The organism is Erwinia sp. QL-Z3 (assembly GCF_004551645.1).
GTDB classification, from domain to species: domain Bacteria; phylum Pseudomonadota; class Gammaproteobacteria; order Enterobacterales; family Enterobacteriaceae; genus Erwinia; species Erwinia billingiae.
Genome location: NZ_CP037950.1, coordinates 3,194,153 through 3,215,906, shown reverse-complemented (window position 1 = coordinate 3,215,906; position 21,754 = coordinate 3,194,153). Strand labels below are relative to the sequence as shown.

The window sequence follows — 21,754 nt, the reverse complement described above, 5'->3', positions numbered from 1 at the left end:
GGAATAATGCTACTGTTTTTCCTCGCTAAACCTTGTGAAACAAGAAAAAAGCGTAATAAGAAAGTTTGCCGGATAGCCCATACACGCAGCAATGGCGTAAGACGTATTGTGCAATCAGGCATTTAGCGGGCTGCGGGTTGCAGCCTGGACGACAAGACGGGATTGGTTCACTCTGGTTACTCACTGGCGGTTCCCCCCTTTTTAAAAGCGCTGTTTTTCCATATGAAAAACAGGCTGCCGAGATTTTGCGCCCCTTAGCAGACCACAACCGTGAGGTTGACGTTTTTGCGATGAGACTCGGGGCCATCGGTTACTCGCGTCCAGCGTTACTATTGCCCGTAGCTTTGTCACTAATGTAAGAATAATGAGTAAGTTACGATGAAAAGAATGTTGATAAACGCAACTCAGCAGGAGGAGTTGCGTGTCGCCCTGGTGGATGGACAGCGCCTGTACGACCTGGATATTGAAAGCCCAGGACACGAACAGAAAAAAGCCAACATCTATAAAGGCAAGATCACCCGCATTGAACCAAGTCTTGAAGCAGCATTTGTCGATTACGGTGCTGAAAGACACGGTTTTCTCCCTCTGAAAGAAATCTCCCGCGAATACTTCCCAAGTAATTACAATTCCCATGGTCGCCCTAATATCAAGGACGTACTGCGTGAAGGTCAGGAAGTTATTGTTCAGATCGATAAAGAAGAACGTGGAAATAAAGGCGCCGCCTTAACCACCTTTATCAGTCTGGCCGGCAGCTATCTGGTGCTGATGCCGAATAACCCACGTGCTGGCGGTATTTCCCGTCGCATCGAAGGTGATGACCGTACTGAACTGAAAGAGGCGCTCTCTGCACTAGAGCTGCCAGAAGGGATGGGTCTGATCGTTCGTACCGCAGGCGTTGGCAAATCTGCCGAAGCGCTGCAGTGGGACTTAAGCTTCCGGATGAAGCACTGGGACGCGATTAAAAAAGCCGCTGACAGCCGCCCTGCTCCGTTCCTGATCCATCAGGAAAGCAACGTTATTGTCCGCGCCTTCCGCGATTATCTGCGTCAGGATATCGGTGAAATCCTTATCGATAACCCGAAAGTTCTGGAGCTTGCTCGTCAGCATATCGCTGCCCTGGGCCGCCCGGACTTCAGCAGCAAAATTAAGCTCTACACCGGTGAAATTCCGCTGTTCAGCCACTATCAAATCGAATCGCAAATCGAATCTGCCTTCCAGCGTGAAGTGCGCCTGCCGTCTGGTGGCTCGATTGTCATCGACACCACTGAAGCGCTGACCGCCATTGATATCAACTCCGCTCGCGCAACGCGCGGTGGGGATATCGAAGAAACGGCCTTCAACACCAACCTGGAAGCGGCAGACGAAATTGCCCGTCAGCTGCGCCTGCGTGACCTTGGCGGCCTGATCGTTATCGATTACATCGATATGACCCCGGTTCGTCACCAGCGTGCGGTTGAAAACCGTCTGCGTGAAGCCGTTCGTCAGGACCGCGCACGCATTCAGATCAGCCACATTTCGCGTTTCGGCCTGCTGGAGATGTCCCGTCAGCGCCTCAGCCCATCACTGGGTGAGTCAAGCCATCACGTCTGCCCACGCTGTAGCGGCACCGGCACCATCCGTGATAACGAATCGCTGTCACTCTCTATTCTGCGTCTGATTGAAGAAGAAGCGCTGAAAGAGAACACCAAAGAAGTTCACGCAATCGTTCCAGTGCAGATTGCCTCTTACCTGCTGAACGAAAAACGTGAAGCGGTAAGCGCGATTGAAAAACGCCAGGGCGGCGTGCGGGCCATCATCGTGCCAAACGATCAGATGCAAACCCCACACTACTCAGTTCTGCGTGTGCGCACCGGTGAAGAGACACAAACCCTCAGCTACCACTTGCCGAAGCTGCATGAAGCCGAAATGGCGCTGCCTTCTGAAGAAGAGCACGCCGAGCGCAAACGTCCTGAGCAACCGGCTCTGGCCGCGTTTGTGATGCCTGATGCGCCGCCAGCACCACAGGAAGCGGTTGTTGCTGAAGCGCCACCGGTGGCAGCAGTAGCAGCAGAGCCAGCCCCTGCGGCGGCTAAAGCCCCTGCCGAAGCGGGAACCGGCCTGATGAGTCGCTTCTTCCGCGGCCTGAAGAAAATGTTTGCCGGTGAAGAGAAGCCAGTAGAACAACAGCCTCAGCCAGCCGTTGTGGTGGAAGAGAAAGCTCCTGAAGCGGCAGCGCCACGGGGTGAACGCCGTAATAACCGCCGTCAGAATAATCGTCGTGACCGCAATAACAGCGGCGAACGCGGTGAGCGCTATGGCGACCGTAACGAACGCAATGCCGATCGTAATGGTTCTGAGCGTAACGAACGCACCGAGCGTAATGGCAATGACCGCAACGAGCGTAATGACCGTAACGGTTCTGACCGTAACGAGCGTAACGCCGATCGCAATACTGACCGTAATGCGGATCGCAACGAGCGGACTTCTGACCGTCCGGAACGTAATGAGCGTAACGATCGCAGCGAGCGCACCCCGCGTAACGACCGTAACTCTAACCGCAATGAGCGCATGACTCGCGACCGCGATCCTGCTGCTGAAAGCCGTGAAGAGAACCGTCGTAACAAGCGTAATGCGCCGGCCGTTGAGTCTCCGGAAGATCTGCTGATGCAGGCTGTCGCCGAAGATGCACAACAGCAACAGCCGCGTCGTGAGCGTCAGCCACGTCGTCGTCAGGACGAAAAACGCGCGCCAGTGCAGGAAGAGAAAGTCGCTGAAATCGCTGAGCTTCCAGAAGCCGTTGTCGACGCTTCCGTTGACGGTGATGAGCACGTTCAGGTTATGCCGCGCCGTAAGCCGCGTCAGTTGGATCAGAAAGTGCGTATCGAAACGGCTGAGCAAACTGCGGCTCGCTCTTTTGCGCCGACAGAAGACGAGGTTGCACCGGTACTGGAGCAGACTACTGACTTCCCTGCGGCGGAACACGCCAGTGAAGCGGAAGAAGGCGAAGATCGTGACAGCAACAGCATGCCACGTCGTTCACGTCGCTCTCCTCGTCATCTGCGCGTCAGCGGTCAACGTCGCCGTCGCTACCGTGATGAGCGCTACCCGAACCAATCGCCAATGCCGCTGACCTTCGCGGCTGCGTCGCCAGAAATGGCTTCCGGTAAAGTGTGGATCACCTATCCTGTTGCTCAGGCAACGGATGAGCATGAACACGAGCAGTCTGTGGTGCCAGAGTACGGTCATCAGGATACGGCTGATGCGATTGCCGTGGCTGCAACAGCAGACGCTGCACAGCCTGAAGTGATTGCTGAAGCTCAGCCGGTGCATTTCTCTGAGCCACAGCCGGAAAATACCCCGGCAGTGACGCTGGTGAACACTGACGAAACGACTGCTATCGAAACAGCCGTTAATGAAGAGCCGTCTGTGGTGTCTGCCGCTGACGAAGTTATCGCTGATGCTGTGACTCAACAGGCTGTGCCAGCTGAAGAGGCTCCGGCAGTTCAGGCTGTCGACGCGGTCGAAGAGATTGTGGTTGAAGCGAAGCAGGCTGAAGAGCAGCGTGTGGCAGAAGAAGCCAGCCATCAGGCTGAAGAAGCCGCCTCTGACGTCAGCCCGGCGCTGGAACAGCAGGTAGAAGAAGTGTTGGCAGCACCGGAAGCCGTGGCCGATGTCACTGCAACCGAGCCGCATGCACCTGTTCCTGCCCGTGACGAGCCGGTTGAAGCCCCGGTTGCTCAGGCTCCAGTTGCTACGCCGGTTGAAGCACCGGTTGCTCAGGCTCCTGTTGCTGCACCAGTAGAAGCACCAGCGGCTCAGGCACCTGTTGCTGCGCCAGTTGAAGCACCAGCGGCTCAGGCACCTGTTGCTGCGCCGGTTGAAGCCCCAGTTGCTCAGACCCCTGTGGCTGCACCAGTAGAAGCACCAGTTGCTCAGGCACCTGTTGCTGCGCCGGTTGAAGCACCAGCGGCTCAGGCTCCTGTTGCTGCGCAAGTTGAAGCACCAGCGGCTCAGGCACCTGCTGCTGCAGCGGTTACCGCTCAGCCCGCTTACAAGCACCACGCAACGGCGCCAATGACTAAAGCGCCTGCACCTGAGTATCAGGCTGAACCTGCGCGTGCAAGTGACTGGGTACGCCCTGACTATCAGTTCGATGGTCAGGGTTCTGCAGGCGGGCATGCTGCAACCCATCAGGCAACGGCTCCGGCAACTCGCCCAGAGTAACTGTCGCCTGACTGAAAAAGCCCTGGTCTTATGACCGGGGCTTTTTTTTTACCTCAATATATTCAGGGCAAAAAAAACCCGCTATCAGAAGGTTAACGCTGATAGCGGGAGAAACTGAACGTACCCGGTTTAAGCACGTTCAAAATTGGTAAAGCTTTGATTACATTTTGAACAGAGACATGCTGGACATGTCGGTAAAGACTTTATAAGAGGCCTGCAATGCCGTCTGCTGCATGGTGTAAGACGAGATAGCACTGGTGTAGTCAACATCGACCAGATTGCTCATCTGCGTAGCCTGATTCACCTTGGTGTCATCGCCTTTCGAGTCCAGGTTGTCCAGCTCGGTCAACTGCGTACCCAGCACTGAACGCACAGCAAGCACGTTGTTCAGCGAGTTCTTCAAGCCACGGTTGGTCTTATCCAGTGCCGCAGAAGCGGCATCTGACGTCGCCTGGTCCGCGCTTTCCAGCGGGGTGTTCAGCGCTTTAATCGCGGTATTCAGCGTGGTAAAAATATTGCTCTCACTGGCGCTGCCGTCCGGCTCAGCCGTTGGGTTGCTGGTCAGTGACGTAAAGACCTGGCTACCGGTATGGTTGGTGACCATGGTGCGGTTAGAGTCGACTTTCTGGCTGATTGGCGTATCGCCACCGACATAGGTCACATCCCCGTTAGCATCCTGAGTGAACGGGGCTTTATCGGTCTGATAGCCGGCAAACATGTAACGGCCGTTGCCGTCAGTAGTGTTCGCCAGGTTCAGCAACTGGTCACGGATCCCGGTCAACTGCTGCGCATAAGACGCGCGGTCATCATCAGACAGGGTGCCGTTTGCTGCTGCAACCACGATGGTTTGCGCCTGCTGAACAACGCTGGTCACCTGCTGCAGGTTGGTTTCTTCCTGCGAGATGTTGTTGGTGGCAAAACCCCTGGCCGTAGAATACTGGCTGGTTTGTGCCTGAGCCTGTGACAGCACCACCGCTTGCGCGGCAGCGACAGGATCATCAGACGGATTCACAACCCGCTTACCTGAAGAGAGTTGCTCGCCCACTTTCAACCAGCTGGCCTGAGAACTTGAGATCCCACGCATCTGTTGATCATAGATTTGGGCAGTACTGAGTCGCATCATGAACTCCTTATTCGGTCATCAGCTAACGGCGCTGATCAGCGCGTCAAAAATGGTGCTGGCGGTTTGAATGACCTGGGCATTGGCAGTGTAATACTGCTGATAACGCGTCAGGTTGCCGTATTCTTCATCCAGGTTTACGCCGGAGATTGACTGCTGCTGATTGGTCAGTTGCGTCACGACGTTGGTCTGGGTGGTGCTGGTGGTTTCCAGGTTACTGGTTTTGTTACCGATATCCGCGACCATACTGGCGTAGCTTTGCGTCAGCGTTTTTGATCCGGTAATGACGTTTTTGGTTTGCAGATCCAGCAACGACTGGGCGTTAGTGTTATCACTGACACCATCATCGGCACCGGCTGCGGCAACTTTAGACTCATCGGTAATATTGACGCCCATGTTTACCACGACATCAGCAACCGGTTTCACCAGGAAGCTGTCATTTTTGGCCGGCGAACCACTGACCGTCAGCTGCAAGCCATCGAAGCTCAGGGTGGAGTTGCCGTTAGTGTCGGTGCCCATGGTCGGCGTGATGCTGGCGTTATCTGAATTGCGGGTCACGCTCCAGTTGGTGCCGTCGTAGCTGACCTTGTAGTTTGAGGCCTGAACCTTGCTGGTATCGGTCCATTGCGCACTCACTGAGGCGGTGGTGGTGTTCTTGGTGTTGGAGATAACCGCCGGGCTGCCCAGATTAAAGAAGGCTTCACCGGCATCACCGTTGCTGTCATAACCGGCTTCATGCTGGGTGTTAAAGCTGGAGCCCAGCGCCATCGCCAGCTGACCTAACTGATTACGGGTATTATCCAGGTCGCTGCGGAAAGCCAGTAAGCCGCCGAGTGAACCGGTGGTTACCAGCTTTTCAGGAATCTCACTGGTTGCGCCAGTGGTTGGATTCACCGACGCAATGGTCAACCGGCTTGGATCGCTGCTGGATGGGACGGCTGCCAGCGTGTTGTAGCTGTCGCCGGTAACCAGCGAGATGCCGTTGCCGATGCTGATGTTATAGCTGCCGCCGTCCTGCTGGCTGACGGTAACGCCCACCAGGTTATTCAGGTTGCTGACCAGTTGATCGCGCTGATCCAGCAAATCGTTCGGTGGGTTGCCGTCGCCAGAGCCTTTCAGTTTGGCGATCTGCTGGTTGACGTTGGCGATCTGTTTGGCGTAGCCATTAACCTGATCGACCGTGGACGTCACGGAGGTATTCAGGCTGCTGTCGAGGTTGCGCAGATAGGTATCGGACACCTGCAGCTGGTTTACCAGGCCGCTGGCCTTGCCCAATACCGCCTGACGCGCAGACGCATCATCAGCATTGCTGACCAGCGTCTGAATCGAGGAGAAGAAATCCTGGATGTTAGTCGACAGCGTATTGGTGGTGCTGGAGAACATATCGTCAATGTTCGACAGCTGATTATATTGCGTGGTCAGTGCACTGGACTGCGTGCTGGCCGCGCGCAGCTGATTGGTGATGAACGCATCATATTCACGGTTGACGCTGGCAACGGAAACACCGTTACCGTAGTAGTTTGTCCCGCTTAGCGTGCTGCTGGCCTGAGCAAGGACGGTCGTCTGACGTGAATAGCCCGCAACGCTGTAATTACTGATGTTGTTACTGGTGGTATTCAACGCTGCCGAAGCCGCGTTTATCCCGCTTAATGCGGTATTAATTAAGTTAGACATGTCGGTTCCTTGTTTACCCTGACACAGCACGGGCCGGCATTAAAAGTCGCCGGGGTGCTTTAACACAAATCCGGCCTGAAAAGGTTATCGGTAAAACCGGGACAAACTTGAGTAAAAATCAGAACAAATCACCAATATCCTGGCTGTAAGCCTTGACGACTTTTTCGCCCATATTTTTAAACTGCTGGATCATGCCGACCAGCTTTTGGGCATACTTCGGATCGGTGGCGTAACCCGCTTCCTGCAAGGCTTTAGCGCCCTGCTCCGGCGTGGCGGCAGTGGTTACGGCGCTGTATCGCGGGTTATTCGCGATCAGCTTGACGTAGTCATTTAACGCATCGAAATAGGAGTCATACACGCGGAATTTGGCCTTCACCTTTTTCGCTTCGCCATTCTCATATTCGGTGGTAGTAATTTCGGTGGTTTTTCCCTGCCAGTTCGCCGAGGCTTTAATACCAAACACGTTATAGCTTGGCTTGCCTTCAGCGGTGCGGATCTGACGCTGTCCCCAACCGGATTCCAGCGCCGCCTGGGCGAGGATCAGGTGATGAGGGATGCCACTTTCCGCACTGGCCATCTTAGCGGGCTGGGAAAGCTGGGAAATAAAGTCGCTGCTGTCACCGCTCATGGTGGCATCAGACGCCGGCAGGCGCGGAACGGCCTTGCGCACCAGCTGCTCCATCGCCAGCGGCGGCAGCGTGTTGATAAAGCCTTTATCCAGCAACATCGGCACGGTACCGGCTTTCTCATCCAGCGGCGCCGCCTGCTCCATCTGCTTGACCATCATGTCGGCGAGGCCCAGCCCTTTAGATGCAATCTGTTGCCCAATCTGCTGATCGTACATCGAGGTATAAAGACGCGTTTGCTCGGTGCTCAGCAGGCCATCCTGCGGCAGCGCCTGACGCATACTTTTCAGCATCATTTGTACGAACATCCCTTCGACCTGCTTGGCGACTTCCTTTGCATGTGCTTTAGGATCGCCGCTGGCCTGGCGCTTCAGGTTGTTCAGTGAGCGGCTGTCATACGCCGCTCCCATCAGAGATTGGGAATCGCTCATCAGATAATTTCCAGTTTTGCGTGCAGGCAACCGGCACTCTGCATGGATTGCAGGATAGACATCAGATCGATTGGCGTGGCACCCAGCGCATTCAGGGCACGCACTACGCTGTTGAGGTTGGCGCTGGCATTGACGCTTTGCAGCGCTCCGCCACTCTGGCGCAGATCGATCTGCGTCTGCGGCGTCACCACGGTCTGACCACCACCAAACGGCGTATTCGGCTGACTGACGTTCTGCGACTGGTTGACGGTGACCGACAGGTTACCCTGCGCAATGGCACAGCTGCTCAGCTGCACTTCGCGGTTCATCACCACCGAGCCGGTACGCGAGTTGATGATCACTTTAGCGTCCATGATCGGTACGGAAACATCGATGTTCTGAATATCGGCCAGCAGGCGCACCTGCGAGGTGCCGTTAGCGGAAACCTGCACCTGTACGGTACGACCGTCCAGCGCCTGCGCCGAGCCATAACCACTGCGGGCGTTAATGGCATCGGTGATCCGCTGCGCCATGCTGAAGTCTTCTTCATTCAGGAACAGGTTGATCACGCTGGAAGTGCCGAAGTTGTTCGGCAGCTCGCGTTCAATGGTCGCTCCACCGGTGATACGACCGCCGTTTACCTGGTTGACGGTGACGCTGCTGCCGCCCGCGGACGCACCTGCCCCGCCCACCAGAATATTACCCTGCGCCAGCGCATAAACCTGGTTGTCGACGCCCTTCAACGGGGTCATCAACAGGGTGCCGCCGCGCAGGCTTTTGGCGTTACCCATTGAGGAAACCACCACGTCGATGTTTTGTCCCTGACGACCGAAAGCCGGCAGCTTGCCGGTGACCATCACCGCCGCCACGTTTTTCAACTGCATGTTGGTGCCAGCCGGCACGGTAATGCCTAACTGGGACAACATGTTGTTCAGACTCTGGGTGGTGAACGGGGTCTGGGTGGTCTGGTCACCCGAGCCATCCAGCCCGACAACCAGGCCATAACCGATCAGCTGGTTTTCACGGACGCCGCCGACGGTGGTCAGATCGCGGATGCGATCGGCGTTGGCGAAAGCACTGAAGCCAGCCAGCAGCAGCAGGGTGAAACGAAAAATCATCTTACGCATGGTGGAACCTCTTAATACGGTGACAGGTTCAGGAAGAACCTTTGTAGCCAACCCATCGTCTGCGCTTCATTGATGTAGCCGTTACCGACGTATTCAATGCGGGCATCCGCAACCTGAGTCGACACCACGGCGTTGCTGCCGCTGATGGTGCGAGGGTTAACCACGCCCGAGAAGCGGATAAATTCCGTTCCCTGGTTAATTTCAATCTGCTTTTCACCGACCACTTTCAGGTTGCCGTTCGGCAGCACCTGATTGACGGTAACGGTGATGGTGCCGGTAAAGGTGTTATTGGCCGTGGCGCCACCTTTACCTGCAAAGTCATTTTTGCCGGAGGCATCGATATTGGTTTTATCACCGCCCAACAGGCCGGTCAGCGAACTTGGCACGGTCAGACCGAGCGTGGTGCTGCCGTCGCGTCCTGCACTTGCCGTGGAGCTTTTGCTCGCACTGACGTTCTCTTGCAGGGTAATGGTCAGCGTGTCGCCAATGTTACGTGGGCGACGGTCTTCAAACAGCGGTTGATAACCGTAGTTCATCGGCATCAACCCCTGGAAAATAGAGCCGTTAACAACCGGCGGCGAAGCAGGCAGCGGCTGGGCCGTTGTCGAACCTTCGACCAGTGGCGTACGGGGTACAAGAGCACAACCGTTAAGTGTCAGCAGCAACGAGGCTACCAACAAACGTCCAGGCATTGGGATTTGCTTCGCCATGGAATCACTACCTTTAATAATGAGAGTTCTTTTATTCAGGGTCGGGCGAACCCGACCACATTGGCATTACAACTGCGTCAGTTTGGCCAGCATCTGATCGGACGTGCTGATTGCTTTACTGTTGATCTCGTAAGCGCGCTGAGTCTGGATCATGCTGACCAACTCTTCGGCGACGTTAACGTTGGAGGTTTCCACATAGCCCTGATACAGCAGACCGGCGCCGTTGTTGCCTGGCGTACTGTCGGTCGGTGCACCGGAAGCCTGCGTTTCCTGATAAAGGTTCTCACCCTTACTTTCCAGGCCCGCATCGTTAATAAAGGTACTGAGGGTTAACTGTCCAACCTGCACCGGCTGCGTCTGCCCCTGCTGCGTTACGCTGACCACGCCGTCACGGCCGATAGTCATGCTTAAGGCATTCGCCGGAACGGTGATCGCCGGCTGAACCGGGAAGCCGCCGTTGGTCACCAGCTGGCCGTTCTGGTCAGTCTGGAAAGAGCCGTCACGGGTATAGGCCAGGGTGCCGTCTGGCATCTGCACCTGGAAATAACCCTGACCGCTGATCGCCACGTCTTTCGACGAGTCGGTTTTGTTCAGGTTACCCTGAGTATGCAAACGCTCGGTGGCGACCGGACGAACACCGGTACCCAGCTGCATACCTGACGGTAAGGTAGTCTGCTCAGACGACTGGGCACCTGGCTGACGAATTGTCTGGTACATCAGGTCTTCGAACACGGCGCGCTGGCGTTTAAAGCCGTTGGTGCTTACGTTTGCCAGGTTGTTCGAGATGACGTCCATGTTGGTTTGCTGAGCGTCAAGACCGGTTTTGGCAATCCATAGGGAACGGATCATAGTGATTTCCTCTGCGCTTAGCTCATTGACAGCAGCTGGTTAGCGCGTTGTTCATTCTCATCGACGCTTGAGATCACTTTCATTTGCATCTCGAAGCGGCGTGCGTTGGCGATCATATCGACCATGGTTTCAACCGGTTTGACGTTGCTGCCTTCCAGCACACCGGGCATCACCTGAATGGTGGGATCGGTTTGCAGGACGGCACCACGCTGTGCCTGAGCGGTCGCGGTGAGACGGAATAAACCGTCATCGCCGCGCGTCACTTCTGAACCGACAGCCTTCACCAGTTTCAGACGGCCCAACTGGACGGTGGCATTCGGCGGATCGCCCGGGTTCAGCGCGGTAATAGAGCCGTCAGCAGCAATGGTCACTTCCGAACCCTGCGGCACGGCAATCGGTCCACCGTCGCCCATCACCAGGTTGCCCTGAATGGTCAGCTGACCGGCCGGGTTCAGTTCCATATTACCGTTGCGGGTATAGGCTTCCGTCCCATCCGGCGCGCGCACTGACAGCCAGCCGTCTTCACGGACAGCCACGTCCAGTGGACGCTCGGTGTAGTCGAGAGATCCCTGGGAGGTGTCTGCCCCAGGGGTAGAAGCCGTCACCAGCGTACGGGTTGGCAGCGACAGACCTTCCACCGGCACGGCGCGCAGCGCGTTCAGCTGCGCACGAAAGCCCGGTGTGGAGGCGTTGGCGAGGTTGCTCGCCGTCACTGCCTGCTGCTCGAGGGTCTGACTGGCAGCCCCCATTGCGGTATATATCGCGTGATCCATAAGACGATCCTGTTAGCCGGATTAACGCAAGTTGACCAGGGTGTTGAGGATCTGGTCCTGAGTTTTGATGGTCTGGGCGTTAGACTGATAGTTACGCTGTGCCACGATCATGTTCACCAGCTCTTTACTCAGATCGACGTTGGAAGACTCCAGCGCGCCTGCGGTCAGGGTGCCGAGGTTACCGGTACCGGCAAGCCCCACCAGCGCCTGGCCAGAAGAGTTAGTGGCAGACCAGACGTTGTTACCTTCAGACTTCAGGCCTTCCGGGTTAGCGAAGTTAGCCAGAGCGATCTGACCCAGCGTCTGCGTCTGCTCATTCGAGTAGGTGCCGACGACGGTGCCGTCGTTGTTGATCTGGTAGCTGGTCAGGTCACCTGGCTTGTAGCCATCCTGCGTTGGGTTACCGAAGGTGCTGGTGCCGGTGTTCTGCTGCTGGCTGCCGGCCAGGTTCAGGTTGAAGGTGCCAGCTGCCGAGCCATTCAGCGTCGCGGTGGCAAGCTGTACGGTGGCGGTCGGGCTGGTCATCTGGCCGCTCGAGTTGAAGGTCACATTGTAGCTACCATCGGCGTTGGCACCGGTGCCTGCTGCGCTCTGGCCTGTGGTGCCATCAACCGGATACATTTTCCAGCTGTTATCACCGGTTTTCACGTAATACAGGTTGATGTTGTGTTCGTTACCCAGCGAGTCATAGGTGGTCATCGTCGCTTTGCTGTTATAGGTATCAACGTCAATACTGGACAGGTCGGTATTGGTGGTTGCCCAGTCTTTGGTTGGCGTGCTGTCAGTGGAGTTCAGGTTGGCAACCAGCGCCGCAGCGGAAGTGGCTTTTGCTGACATCGCGGTGGTTGGCACGTTCAGCGCCACCGGGTTAGCACCGGTCTGCACGGTTGGCGGCGTACCGGTTGCCGGGTAGCCAGTCAACTGCAGGCCGTCGGCGTTAACGATATTGCGGTTAGCGTCCAGGGTGAACTGGCCGTTACGGCTGTAGTACACCGCGCCGCTGGTATCGGTCATACGGAAGAAGCCAGACTGGCTGATCGCCACGTCGAGGCCACGGCTGGTCGAAGTGGTGGTACCGTCGTTAAAGTCCTGAGTTACCGCAGCCACCTTAACGCCCAGGCCCACTTTAGAATCAGCAAACATGTCGGCAAAAGAAACGGTAGCGGATTTAAAGCCGACCGTTGCGGAGTTGGCGATGTTGTTGCCGATTACATCAAGGTTACTGGACGCGGCGTTTAAGCCACTGACTGCCTGTGAAAATGCCATGTGTTCACTCCTGAGAGGGTTAAGTTGTTAAATAATCTGACGAACATTCGCGACGGTAGTGGTACCCATCGTGCCGAGGTCTAAAACGGCACCGCTTGTGTCGTTAGTCACCCCATTAACCAGCGCATAGTTCAGCGGCTGCGTAACCAGTTGCCCGGATGCATTGCTGGCGCTCAGTGAAACGCTGTATTTACCGTCTGCCGCGGTGGTGCCATCGGCGGTGCTGCCATCCCATGAGAAGGTATGCACGCCGGCGCTCAGGCCGCCCAGATTGATGGTTTGCACCACCTTGCCGGATGAATCAGTAATGGTTGCGGTGGTCGACGTAGACGCCTGCTCCAGGCTTACGCCAAACGGCGTGGTCTGCCCGCTGCCGACCAGCACCTGAGTACCATCGACCATCACACCGTGACCAATCAGCGTGGTCGCCTGCAAAGACTGTCCGCTGTTGATCTGGCCGGAAATCGATCCCAGCGTGGTGTTCAGTTTTTCAATGCCGCTCAGGGTATTGATCTGCGCCAGCTGGGTGGTCAGCTGACTGTTATCCATCGGATTGGTGGGATCCTGGTTCTGTAACTGGGTGACCAACAGCGTCAGGAAGTTACTTTGCAGGTCCGCTGCCGACGTGTCGGTAGTCGACGCGGCGGTAGTGATGGAGGAATTATCAAGTTTCTCATTGACGCCAACTGCAATGCCCATCAGCCTGCTCCTTATTGACCCATCGTCAGGGTTTTCATCATCATTTGTTTGACGGTATTCAACACTTCCACGTTGGCCTGATAGCTGCGTGACGCGGACATGGTGTTGACCGTTTCCCCGACTACATCGACGTTAGGCATTTTCACGTAGCCCTTGGCATCCGCCATTGGGTTGCCCGGTTCGTACACCAGCTTGGCTGGCGTCGGATCGTCAACGACCTGAGCAACGCGTACCCCACCGGTCGGTGAGCCTGGAACCGCATCCGTCTGGAAAACGACCTGCTTGGCGACATAAGGCTGACCATCCGGCCCGGTCACACTGTCGGCGTTGGCCAGGTTACTGGCGCTGACGTTCAGACGTTGTGACTGGGCGTTCATGGCGGACCCGGCGATATCAAAAATATTCAGTAAAGCCATAAATTATTGCCCCTGTAGCACGGCCATCATGCTTTTGATCTGACCGCTGATCACGGTCAGGTCGGTTTGGTATTTCAGGCTGTTGTCCGCGAACTGAGTACGCTCGCGATCCATATCAACCGTGTTGCCATCCATCGCAGGCTGGTCCGGAACCCGGTACATCAGATCGATAGAGGCGGGCTGCAGCGTTTCCGCGGGAATATGGCGTGCTGACGTCACCGCCAGCGACAGTCCCGATCCTTCCGCACGCCCCTGCTCCATCACCTTATTCATCTGACTGGCGAAATCGATATCGCGAGCCTGATAGCCTGGCGTATCAGCATTGGCGATGTTGGATGCCAGGATCTCCTGCCGCTGGGCACGCAGGTTTAAAGCTTCGGTGTTAAACCGTAGTGCCGCGTCCAGTTTGTCGAGCATGCTTCCTCCGCAAAATGAAAATTCAGAGCTGATAGAATAAACAAGGCACGCAATAGTCATCGTCTGAATAGCGCTAAATTATGTTGCTATTTTGCGCCTTGACCTGAACGGGCCAGGAGTAGAATCAGTGCCAGTTTGATTTATGGGAGAAGCGAGAATGCGGGGAATGACAGCCTTGTGGGTGAGTTTGCTGGGACTGGTGACCCTGTCGGCCAGTGCGGGCGACTTAACGGCTCAGCTCAATCAATTTTTTAAATCCCGCTATGGGGAAACCGGCCAGAATGCCGATACTCTCTCCGTGGTGGTTAAAACGCCGCAGTCGCAGTGGCCGGACTGTGCCGAGCCGCAATTCTCGCTGCCGGGCAACAGTCGGATGTGGGGCAATATGAGCGTGGCTGCCAACTGCGATCAGAACCGTCGTTATATTCAGGTTCAGGTGCAGGTGACCGGCGACTATCTGGTCGCGGCCCGCCAGGTGATCCGCGGTGGCACCCTGACCGCCGACGATGTGAAGATTCAGCGCGGCAGATTAGATACCCTGCCCGCCAGAACGGTGATGTCGGCAGAGGAAGTGACCGACGCCGTGGCGCTGCGGGATATCATTCCTGGCCAGCCGCTGACGCTGATGATGGTCCGGCAGCCATGGCGGGTTAAAGCCGGTCAGAACGTGACGGTGACGGCCAACGGCGGCGGTTTTAGTATCAGCAGTGAGGGGCGCGCAATGAACAACGCCACCACCGCGCAGCTGGTTCGGGTGAGGATGAGTTCAGGTCAGATAGTCAGTGGAAAAGTCGGGGCGGATGGGATTATTCTTATAACGCTATAAAGCACTAAAGAAGGGTTCAGTTCTGCCGATAGTGTTAATAACAGACATAGTACACTTAGCTATCAGGTCGATACACCGCCTGATTATACAGGAGTCAAATAATGAGCATTGACAGAACTCAACCTCTGAAACCGGCAGCAACCGTGCAACCTCGCGATACCAGCGAAACAGCGGCACCCAAAGCGCGTCCGGCAGAAAGCAGCAAAACCACTGAAGCCGGCACTCAGGTTGTTCTGAGCGGCGCACAGTCTCAGCTGACCAAGGCCAGTTCACAAGACATCAACACCGCCCGTGTTGAAGAGTTAAAAACAGCTATTCGCAATGGCGAATTGAAGATGGATACCGGCAAAATTGCCGATGCCCTGATTCAGCAGGCAAAAGATTCTTTAGAAGGTAACTAAGTAAATGCAGAAGCTGCTGACCGCGCTTGATAAAATGCTGGAAGTGTTGAAAAGTCTGGCCGACGTAATGACAGCCGAGCAACAACAGCTCTCGGGCGGTCAGATCAACAGCAGCTTATTGCAACGCATTACCGAAGACAAAAACTCCCTGCTGGCGACGCTTAATTTTATTGAGCAAATGCGCCGTGATGCGGAAAAAGAGGCTGGGCTGCATGCCCCTTACAGCCTCAATCCTGATATGGGCCGCCGTTGGGCAGACATTCAGGAGCAGACCGTGAAGCTGCGCGATACCAATCTGCATAATGGATTGCTGCTGAATCACCAGATTGTCTTTACCGAGCAGGCGCTGGAAGTGTTAAAGCCGCACCAGACTCAGAAGTTTTACGGCCCGGATGGCCAGGCGACCACCAGCAGTTTTATCAGCCGTAAAGTGTAGGCTGGGTTTTCAAAAGTCAGGAAAACCCAGCCAGTCAAAGGCCTGCAACAGCGATCTGACATTTGCACTTTGTGGCCGGGTATTTTTATAGAGCACTATTGCCAGGCCTTCCTTAAGGCCAGGAATACCCGGCTTGATTGCGTTTGACGAATGTTTATTCCTCGTAGCCATGTAGCCGCCAGAAAGCAGTTCCCCCCTTCCCGCTCCTAAACGCCAGCCCGTAACACTTTCACCACAATCCAATCAGTTAGGCCAGATGAAACGAACTGCGCCAGCAAAGGAACTTGCTCTTTGTAATATGGATGTATAAAATTTTATACATAAACACGGTGTAAAGGGACGCTCAAGGATGGGTGAAAAAGCAATTGACTGGCGAGGTTCATCGTACAACGACCTCTTAGCGTTTCCCGATGATGCCAAAAGGATCGCCGGTTTTGAACTGGGAAGAGTACAACATGGTGAAGACCCTCGTGATTTCAAAAGAATAAACGACTGGGGTGCCGGTGTTATTGAAATACGGCTTGAGGATAATGTAAATCGGTATCGCGTTGTTTATGTTGCAAAATTTGCAGAGGCAGTCTACGTGCTACACAGTTTTTTAAAAAAAACGCAGAAGACGAGTCCATCTGACGTAGCAATAATTAAAGCACGCTATAGGGCCGTAGTTGCTGAGCGGAGAGAATTATGACTGATAAAATTGATACCACGTCACGCCACATCACTAAAGCTGGCGGTAATATTTTTGCGGAACTGGGTTTTGAACCTTCTGAAGCAGAAATGCTACTGGCCAAATCCAAAGACGATATTGCTCAAACCAAGGCCATGAAAAGGCAATTAATGAGCGTGATCTCAGATTGGATGGAAGATAAGGGGCATAAACAGAGTGAAGCAGCAAAATTGCTCCATATATCACGGCCTCGTGTATCAGATGTGGTTAATCAGAAGACAGAAAAATTTACGTTGGACTCTTTAGTGACGATGGTTGCCAATACAGGCAAACACGTCAAGATGACTATCGAGTAAAAAAATAAACCCCGCCTGAGCGGGGTTTTGCGTTTTATCAGATCTGAGTTTGACGGGCAAAGTCCTTAACGCGGAAGCCGAGTATTGCCAGCACCGCAAAGAACACCGCGCCACCAACGGCACAGACGCCGGCCAGACGTAACAGCCGCGACAGCATATTACCGGTCGCCCAGTCTGGCATCACATGCAACATGCCCAGCAGTGCCGCCGCCATTACCGCCACACCGATAAACAAACGCAGCAGGAAACCGCTCCAGCCTGGCTGAGGATGGAAGATCTTCTGCTTACGCAACTGCCAGTAAAGCAACGCCGCATTCAGGCAGGCACCCAAACCAATCGACAGCGACAGACCGGCATGTTTCAGCGGGCCAATAAACGCCAGGTTCATCAGCTGCGTCATAATTAAGGTGGCGATGGCAATCCTGACCGGCGTTTTGATGTTCTGACGCGAATAGAAGCCCGGTGCCAGCACCTTCACCACAATAATGCCCATCAGACCGACCGAATACGCCACCAGCGCGCGCTGGGTCATGGAGGCATCGAACGCGCTGAATTTGCCGTACTGGAATAAGGCGACGGTTAACGGTTTCGCCAGGATACCCAGCGCCACCGCACAGGGTAACGCCAGCACAAAACAGAGCCGTAATCCCCAGTCCATCAGGCGCGAATATTCATCGTGATTGCCGCTGGAGAAACTTTTTGCCAGCGAAGGCAGCAGAATGGTGCCCAGCGCCACGCCCAGCACGCCGGACGGGAACTCCATCAGACGGTCTGCGTAGTACATCCAGGAGACGGAACCCGACACCAGGAAAGAGGCAAAAATGGTGTTGATAATCAGCGAGATCTGGCTGACTGACACCCCGAGGATCGCCGGGCCCATCTGGCGCATCACTCGCCAGACGCCAGCATCTTTCAGGTTCAGACGCGGCAGCACCAGCATGCCAATCTTCTTCAGGTGCGGCAGCTGATAGCCTAACTGCAGCACGCCGCCCGCAACGACCGCCCACGCCAGCGCCATCACCGGCGGATGGAAATGCGGTGCGGCAAACAGGGCAAAACCGATCATGCTGACGTTGAGCAAGGTGGGTGCGAACGCCGGAACGGAGAAGCGGTTCCAGGTATTCAGAATGGCCCCGGCCAACGAGGCAAGAGAAATCAGGAAGATATAGGGGAAAGTCACGCGCAGCAGCGCGGAAGTTAAGGCAAATTTATCCGCCGTATCGGCAAAGCCTGGCGCGGTCACCAGAATCACCCAGGGAGCCGCCAGCATCCCGGCGATGGTGATAATCGCCAGCGCCAGCGTCAGTAACCCGGAAACGTAGGCCACGAAAACTTTGGTCGCTTCTTCGCCCTGCTTGCTTTTGTATTCGGCGAGGATCGGAACGAAGGCCTGGGAGAACGCGCCTTCGGCAAAAATACGCCGCAGCAGGTTAGGCAGTTTGAACGCCACAAAGAAGGCGTCCGTCGCCATTCCCGCCCCAAAAACTCTTGCCACAATGGCATCGCGGGCAAATCCCAGCACGCGCGAAAACAGGGTCATGGAGCTGACCGCTGCCAACGATTTCAACAGGTTCATGTTCTTCCGGTTTTTTGGCTTGAAATATCTCGGGCACAGTTTACTGATGTTGCGGCAAATCACCACACTGCTTTGTTACAGCGGATTATTCCCGGTCAATCTCTCGCCAGAGCTTTTCCACCACCCGCTGCGCCATCAGCGCCTGCTCTCCGGAGGTTTGCGGCATTGTCTGATTTTGTGCGCAAGCGATAAAGTGCTGCGCCGCGCCGGCAAAGCCTCTCTGCTCAAGGGTGGTTTGCCAGCCGGGGATCGGATCGATCACCAGCTTACCGGCCGTTTCCTGATGGAAATCGCGCATCTCATCGACCAGCAACAGGCTGCCATCGGTCACGGCACGCACCGATTCACGCTGGCTGCCGGCACGGCGATGCATGCTGGTGGTGATGTGAATGTCATCCTGGGAAAAATGGTGTTCGGCATACAGCATTTCGCCGGCATCGGTGGTCTGCAGGCTGCCGCTCTGCAGTTTCCCTCTGCCGCCGCTCAGCCACAATGCGGTGTCGACCACATGCAGGTAGTCGTCCAGCAGCGTGAAAAACAGATCGTGTGGCCCCACGCTGTCACTGCGGTGCTTATCCATGCGCAGCGACGCCAGGCTGCCAAGATGATCCTTCAGCTGCAGATAACGCGGCGCAAAGCGACGGTTAAAGGCCACCATCAGCTTGCGTCCCCGTCGGTGAGCCAGTTCGACCAACTGTTCCGCCTCGCTGAGTTTCGCTGCCAGCGGTTTATCGACGCAGACATCCACATCCGCCATCAGCAGTTCTTTAACAATGCTGAAGTGGCTGGCGGTTGAGGTATGCACAAAGACCGCATCGCTGGCCGCCGCCACCTCAGCCACGCTGCCCATCAGGGGAATGCGATAGCTGTCGCAAATCACCCGCGCTTTTTGCTGATTGGGCGAGAACGCGCCGGCAATCTCCCACCCGTGGTTTGCGTGACCACCGGCAACCACGCCTTTTGCGCGATGCCACCGAGACCAATAATGCCCACTTTCAATGCCGTCATCTCAGTCTTCCCCGGTTAGTCGTGCCAGAACCTGCTTAATCTCAGCCATTTCTCTTTCCAGCTCGGCGACACGTTCACGCAGGTCGTCATTTTCCTGTGAGACGTCGTTTGACGCTAAGGCGGCCTCATCGACTTCGCCACTGAACAGATGCATAAAGCGGCTTTCACGCTTGCCGGGTTCACGCGCTAATCTGACCACAAACGGGCCGTCTTCACGCGAAGCCAGCGCCTGCAGCGCCTGTTCCACTTCGGCCATATCGGCAAACTCATGCAGGCGCGTGCTGCGGGTGCGCAACTCGCCAGGCGTTTGCGCGCCGCGCAGCAATAAGGTGGCGATCAGCGCCAGTTCACCCGCCGTAAATTTCAGCTGACCAAACTCGGAATTACAAAAACGGTGTTCGTATTTCACTACCCGCTGACCAGAACCGCTTTGCGGGGTGGCCAGATGCTTTTTCACCAGCATATCCAGCGTGTCCTGCACGCTAACTTCACTCAGCGACAGCACCGGCTCACGGTTGGATTTTTGATTACAGGCCGTCACTACGCCATTCAGTGACATCGGATATTGATCGGGCGTGGTGACCTGCTTTTCCAGCAGGCAGCCAATAATGCGGGCCTCTACGGCCGAAAGGTGAATTTTCATTAAGTTATCCGCGACGTTCAGGTGTCCATTCTTTGGCGGTCAGCGCAGTCAGCACGTGATCCTGCCAGCGTCCATCAATCAGTAAATACGCTTTGGCATAGCCTTCTTTTTCAAAACCCAGCCGGGCCAGCAAATCGCCGCTGCGTTGGTTATGCGGCATATAGTTGGCCATAATGCGGTGCATACGCTGCTGGCGCTGCATATAGCGGATCGCAGACTGCAGGGCTTCAAACATCATCCCCTGCCCTTGCCATTTCTCGCCCAGCGAATAGCCCAGATAGCAGGCATGGAATGAGCCGCGCACCACGTTGCTGAAATTTGCCACGCCACGCACTTCATTCTCTTCAGGATCCATCACCACAAAATAGAACGCATTGCCCTGTTTATGCATTTCGGCAATCAGGCCCAGACGCGCCTGCCAGCCAGACGGATAACAGTGGCTTTCATCACGGATCGGTTCCCAGGGTTTCAAGAAAGCCCGGTTTTCAGCATAGTAATCCGCCAGACGCCAGGCATCGCGTTCATGAACAAGACGAACCACCAGCCTGTCTGTAGTCAGGCGGACTTTCGGGGCAGCGGAACGATAGCCAAACATCTTCTCTCCTGATCCGGCCGATAAAGGATTTAAGCGGGTCAACCCGCACAGCAGAACTGCTTAGCCTGGGCCAGATGGCCGACATTTTCTGCGCTTACAAACCACTATAACCGCCAGGGCAGTGACCGGTAAAATAATGCGCATAAAATTTCCTAAAATCTCTTTTGCACAAGTAATGTCCGGTCGCAGTTTGCCCTGTGCTGGGATCTCTTCCATACTTCCCTAATGCATTCAAATGATTGATGGCGGCCCGCCCGCCGTCACCGCTGTAAGGAGGCGTTCTTGAAACTTTATATCTACGATCACTGCCCGTTCTGTGTAAAAGCCCGCATGATTTTCGGCCTGAAAAATCTGCCAGTCGAACTGGTGGTGATGCTGAGCGACGATGAAGCCTTGCCGAAGAAGCTGATAGGGCAAAAGATGGCGCCTATCCTGATGAAAGAAGACGGCAGCTGCATGCCGGAAAGCCTGGATATCGTGCATTACATTGATAATAAGGATCGCGAGCCGCTGGTGACCGGTAAAACCAATCCGGCGATTTCTGACTGGCTGCGTCACATCAACAGCTATCTGAATAAGCTGTTGCTGCCACGCATTGCTGAGGCACCGTTTGCTGAATTCGCTACGCCGGAAGCCCGCCGCTATTTCAAAGAGAAGAAAGAAGCGAATCTGGGCAGTTTCGCCGAGCTCAAGCTGCATGCCGAAGGCTACATCAAGAACGTGAACGACGACTTACGTAAGCTGGATAAGCTGATTGTGAAAGCCAATGCGGTCAACGGTGAGCTGTCGATGGATGATATTCATCTGTTCCCGGTGCTGCGTTCGCTGTCGCTGATCGCAGGCGTGGAGTACCCAAGCCGCGTGGCGGACTACCGTGACAATATGGCCAAACAGACGCAGGTCACGCTGTTGTCCTCGATCGCGTCCTGATTTTCCGAGGGCCACATTCGTGGCCC

The 21,754-nt window shown here is 55.4% G+C and carries 21 protein-coding genes and 1 pseudogene; 7 read left to right on the top strand and 15 right to left on the bottom strand.

The annotated features are described in order from the left end of the window. The first annotated feature begins 378 nt into the window (after positions 1-378). Complete coding sequence (gene rne / locus E2F51_RS15600) at positions 379-4,203, top strand: ribonuclease E (RefSeq protein WP_134823883.1); 3,825 nt, start codon at positions 379-381, stop codon at positions 4,201-4,203. Between the two features lie 160 nt (positions 4,204-4,363). Here the strand turns inward: rne and flgL are convergent, their stop codons facing one another. The 11 genes from flgL to flgB all read right to left on the bottom strand — a co-directional run bounded on the left by flgL (position 4,364) and on the right by flgB (position 14,290). After that, positions 4,364-5,323, bottom strand: a complete 960-nt coding sequence (flgL, locus tag E2F51_RS15595) for a flagellar hook-associated protein FlgL (RefSeq protein WP_013201670.1) — start codon at positions 5,321-5,323, stop codon at positions 4,364-4,366. A gap of 21 nt (positions 5,324-5,344) precedes the next feature. Then, entirely contained in the window at positions 5,345-6,997 is a 1,653-nt protein-coding gene (gene flgK, locus E2F51_RS15590; RefSeq protein ID WP_053145608.1) for a flagellar hook-associated protein FlgK, read from the bottom strand. Between the two features lie 118 nt (positions 6,998-7,115). Beyond that, complete coding sequence (flgJ, locus tag E2F51_RS15585) at positions 7,116-8,054, bottom strand: flagellar assembly peptidoglycan hydrolase FlgJ (protein WP_013201668.1); 939 nt, start codon at positions 8,052-8,054, stop codon at positions 7,116-7,118. Next, complete coding sequence (locus E2F51_RS15580; RefSeq protein WP_134823882.1) at positions 8,054-9,160, bottom strand: flagellar basal body P-ring protein FlgI; 1,107 nt, start codon at positions 9,158-9,160, stop codon at positions 8,054-8,056. The genes flgJ and E2F51_RS15580 overlap by 1 nt, the downstream gene beginning before the upstream one ends. An 11-nt stretch (positions 9,161-9,171) precedes the next feature. Then, positions 9,172-9,870 carry a flagellar basal body L-ring protein FlgH gene (locus E2F51_RS15575; RefSeq protein WP_013201666.1) on the bottom strand — a complete coding sequence of 233 codons (699 nt, stop codon included), beginning with the start codon at positions 9,868-9,870 and terminating at the stop codon, positions 9,172-9,174. 66 nt (positions 9,871-9,936) lie between these two features. Continuing rightward, positions 9,937-10,719: a flagellar basal-body rod protein FlgG gene (gene flgG, locus E2F51_RS15570; protein WP_013201665.1), complete on the bottom strand. Its 783-nt coding sequence runs from the start codon at positions 10,717-10,719 to the stop codon at positions 9,937-9,939. 17 nt (positions 10,720-10,736) lie between these two features. Then, on the bottom strand, positions 10,737-11,492 hold the full coding sequence (locus E2F51_RS15565; protein ID WP_013201664.1) for a flagellar basal body rod protein FlgF: 756 nt from the start codon (positions 11,490-11,492) through the stop codon (positions 10,737-10,739). Between the two features lie 21 nt (positions 11,493-11,513). Beyond that, positions 11,514-12,758, bottom strand: coding sequence for a flagellar hook protein FlgE (gene flgE / locus E2F51_RS15560; protein ID WP_134823881.1), 1,245 nt, complete (start codon positions 12,756-12,758; stop codon positions 11,514-11,516). A 27-nt stretch (positions 12,759-12,785) separates the two neighbouring features. Continuing rightward, on the bottom strand, positions 12,786-13,457 hold the full coding sequence (flgD, locus tag E2F51_RS15555) for a flagellar hook assembly protein FlgD (RefSeq protein WP_134823880.1): 672 nt from the start codon (positions 13,455-13,457) through the stop codon (positions 12,786-12,788). 11 nt (positions 13,458-13,468) lie between these two features. Beyond that, positions 13,469-13,873 carry a flagellar basal body rod protein FlgC gene (flgC, locus tag E2F51_RS15550; protein WP_013201661.1) on the bottom strand — a complete coding sequence of 135 codons (405 nt, stop codon included), beginning with the start codon at positions 13,871-13,873 and terminating at the stop codon, positions 13,469-13,471. Between the two features lie 3 nt (positions 13,874-13,876). Continuing rightward, a complete protein-coding gene (flgB, locus tag E2F51_RS15545) occupies positions 13,877-14,290 on the bottom strand; it encodes a flagellar basal body rod protein FlgB (RefSeq protein ID WP_013201660.1) in 414 nt (137 codons plus the stop codon). Between the two features lie 157 nt (positions 14,291-14,447). Here flgB and flgA point away from each other — a divergent pair, with 157 nt between their 5' ends. The 5 genes from flgA (at position 14,448) to E2F51_RS15520 (ending at position 16,976) form a co-directional block, all read left to right on the top strand. Next, entirely contained in the window at positions 14,448-15,116 is a 669-nt protein-coding gene (gene flgA / locus E2F51_RS15540) for a flagellar basal body P-ring formation chaperone FlgA (protein WP_134823879.1), read from the top strand. A 101-nt stretch (positions 15,117-15,217) separates the two neighbouring features. Next, positions 15,218-15,517 carry a flagellar biosynthesis anti-sigma factor FlgM gene (gene flgM / locus E2F51_RS15535; RefSeq protein WP_013201658.1) on the top strand — a complete coding sequence of 100 codons (300 nt, stop codon included), beginning with the start codon at positions 15,218-15,220 and terminating at the stop codon, positions 15,515-15,517. A 4-nt stretch (positions 15,518-15,521) separates the two neighbouring features. After that, positions 15,522-15,953 carry a flagellar export chaperone FlgN gene (flgN, locus tag E2F51_RS15530; protein ID WP_013201657.1) on the top strand — a complete coding sequence of 144 codons (432 nt, stop codon included), beginning with the start codon at positions 15,522-15,524 and terminating at the stop codon, positions 15,951-15,953. A gap of 349 nt (positions 15,954-16,302) precedes the next feature. Next, a complete protein-coding gene (locus E2F51_RS15525) occupies positions 16,303-16,641 on the top strand; it encodes a type II toxin-antitoxin system RelE/ParE family toxin (protein WP_134823878.1) in 339 nt (112 codons plus the stop codon). Then, positions 16,638-16,976: a helix-turn-helix domain-containing protein gene (locus tag E2F51_RS15520; protein WP_013201656.1), complete on the top strand. Its 339-nt coding sequence runs from the start codon at positions 16,638-16,640 to the stop codon at positions 16,974-16,976. The genes E2F51_RS15525 and E2F51_RS15520 overlap by 4 nt, the downstream gene beginning before the upstream one ends. 37 nt (positions 16,977-17,013) lie before the next feature. Here E2F51_RS15520 and murJ read toward each other — a convergent pair whose 3' ends face one another. The 4 genes and pseudogenes from murJ to rimJ all read right to left on the bottom strand — a co-directional run bounded on the left by murJ (position 17,014) and on the right by rimJ (position 20,798). After that, the gene (gene murJ / locus E2F51_RS15515) at positions 17,014-18,552 is read right to left on the bottom strand and encodes a murein biosynthesis integral membrane protein MurJ (RefSeq protein ID WP_013201655.1); all 1,539 of its coding nucleotides are present in this window, start codon (positions 18,550-18,552) and stop codon (positions 17,014-17,016) included. A gap of 85 nt (positions 18,553-18,637) precedes the next feature. Further along, positions 18,638-19,560: pseudogene (locus E2F51_RS15510) on the bottom strand (Gfo/Idh/MocA family protein). A gap of 1 nt (position 19,561) precedes the next feature. Next, on the bottom strand, positions 19,562-20,203 hold the full coding sequence (locus E2F51_RS15505; protein ID WP_134823877.1) for a DUF480 domain-containing protein: 642 nt from the start codon (positions 20,201-20,203) through the stop codon (positions 19,562-19,564). A gap of 4 nt (positions 20,204-20,207) precedes the next feature. Beyond that, on the bottom strand, positions 20,208-20,798 hold the full coding sequence (rimJ, locus tag E2F51_RS15500; protein WP_013201652.1) for a ribosomal protein S5-alanine N-acetyltransferase: 591 nt from the start codon (positions 20,796-20,798) through the stop codon (positions 20,208-20,210). A gap of 282 nt (positions 20,799-21,080) precedes the next feature. Between rimJ and grxB the strand changes: the two genes are divergently transcribed. Continuing rightward, positions 21,081-21,728: a glutaredoxin 2 gene (gene grxB / locus E2F51_RS15495; RefSeq protein ID WP_013201651.1), complete on the top strand. Its 648-nt coding sequence runs from the start codon at positions 21,081-21,083 to the stop codon at positions 21,726-21,728. Positions 21,729-21,754 lie beyond the last annotated feature (26 nt).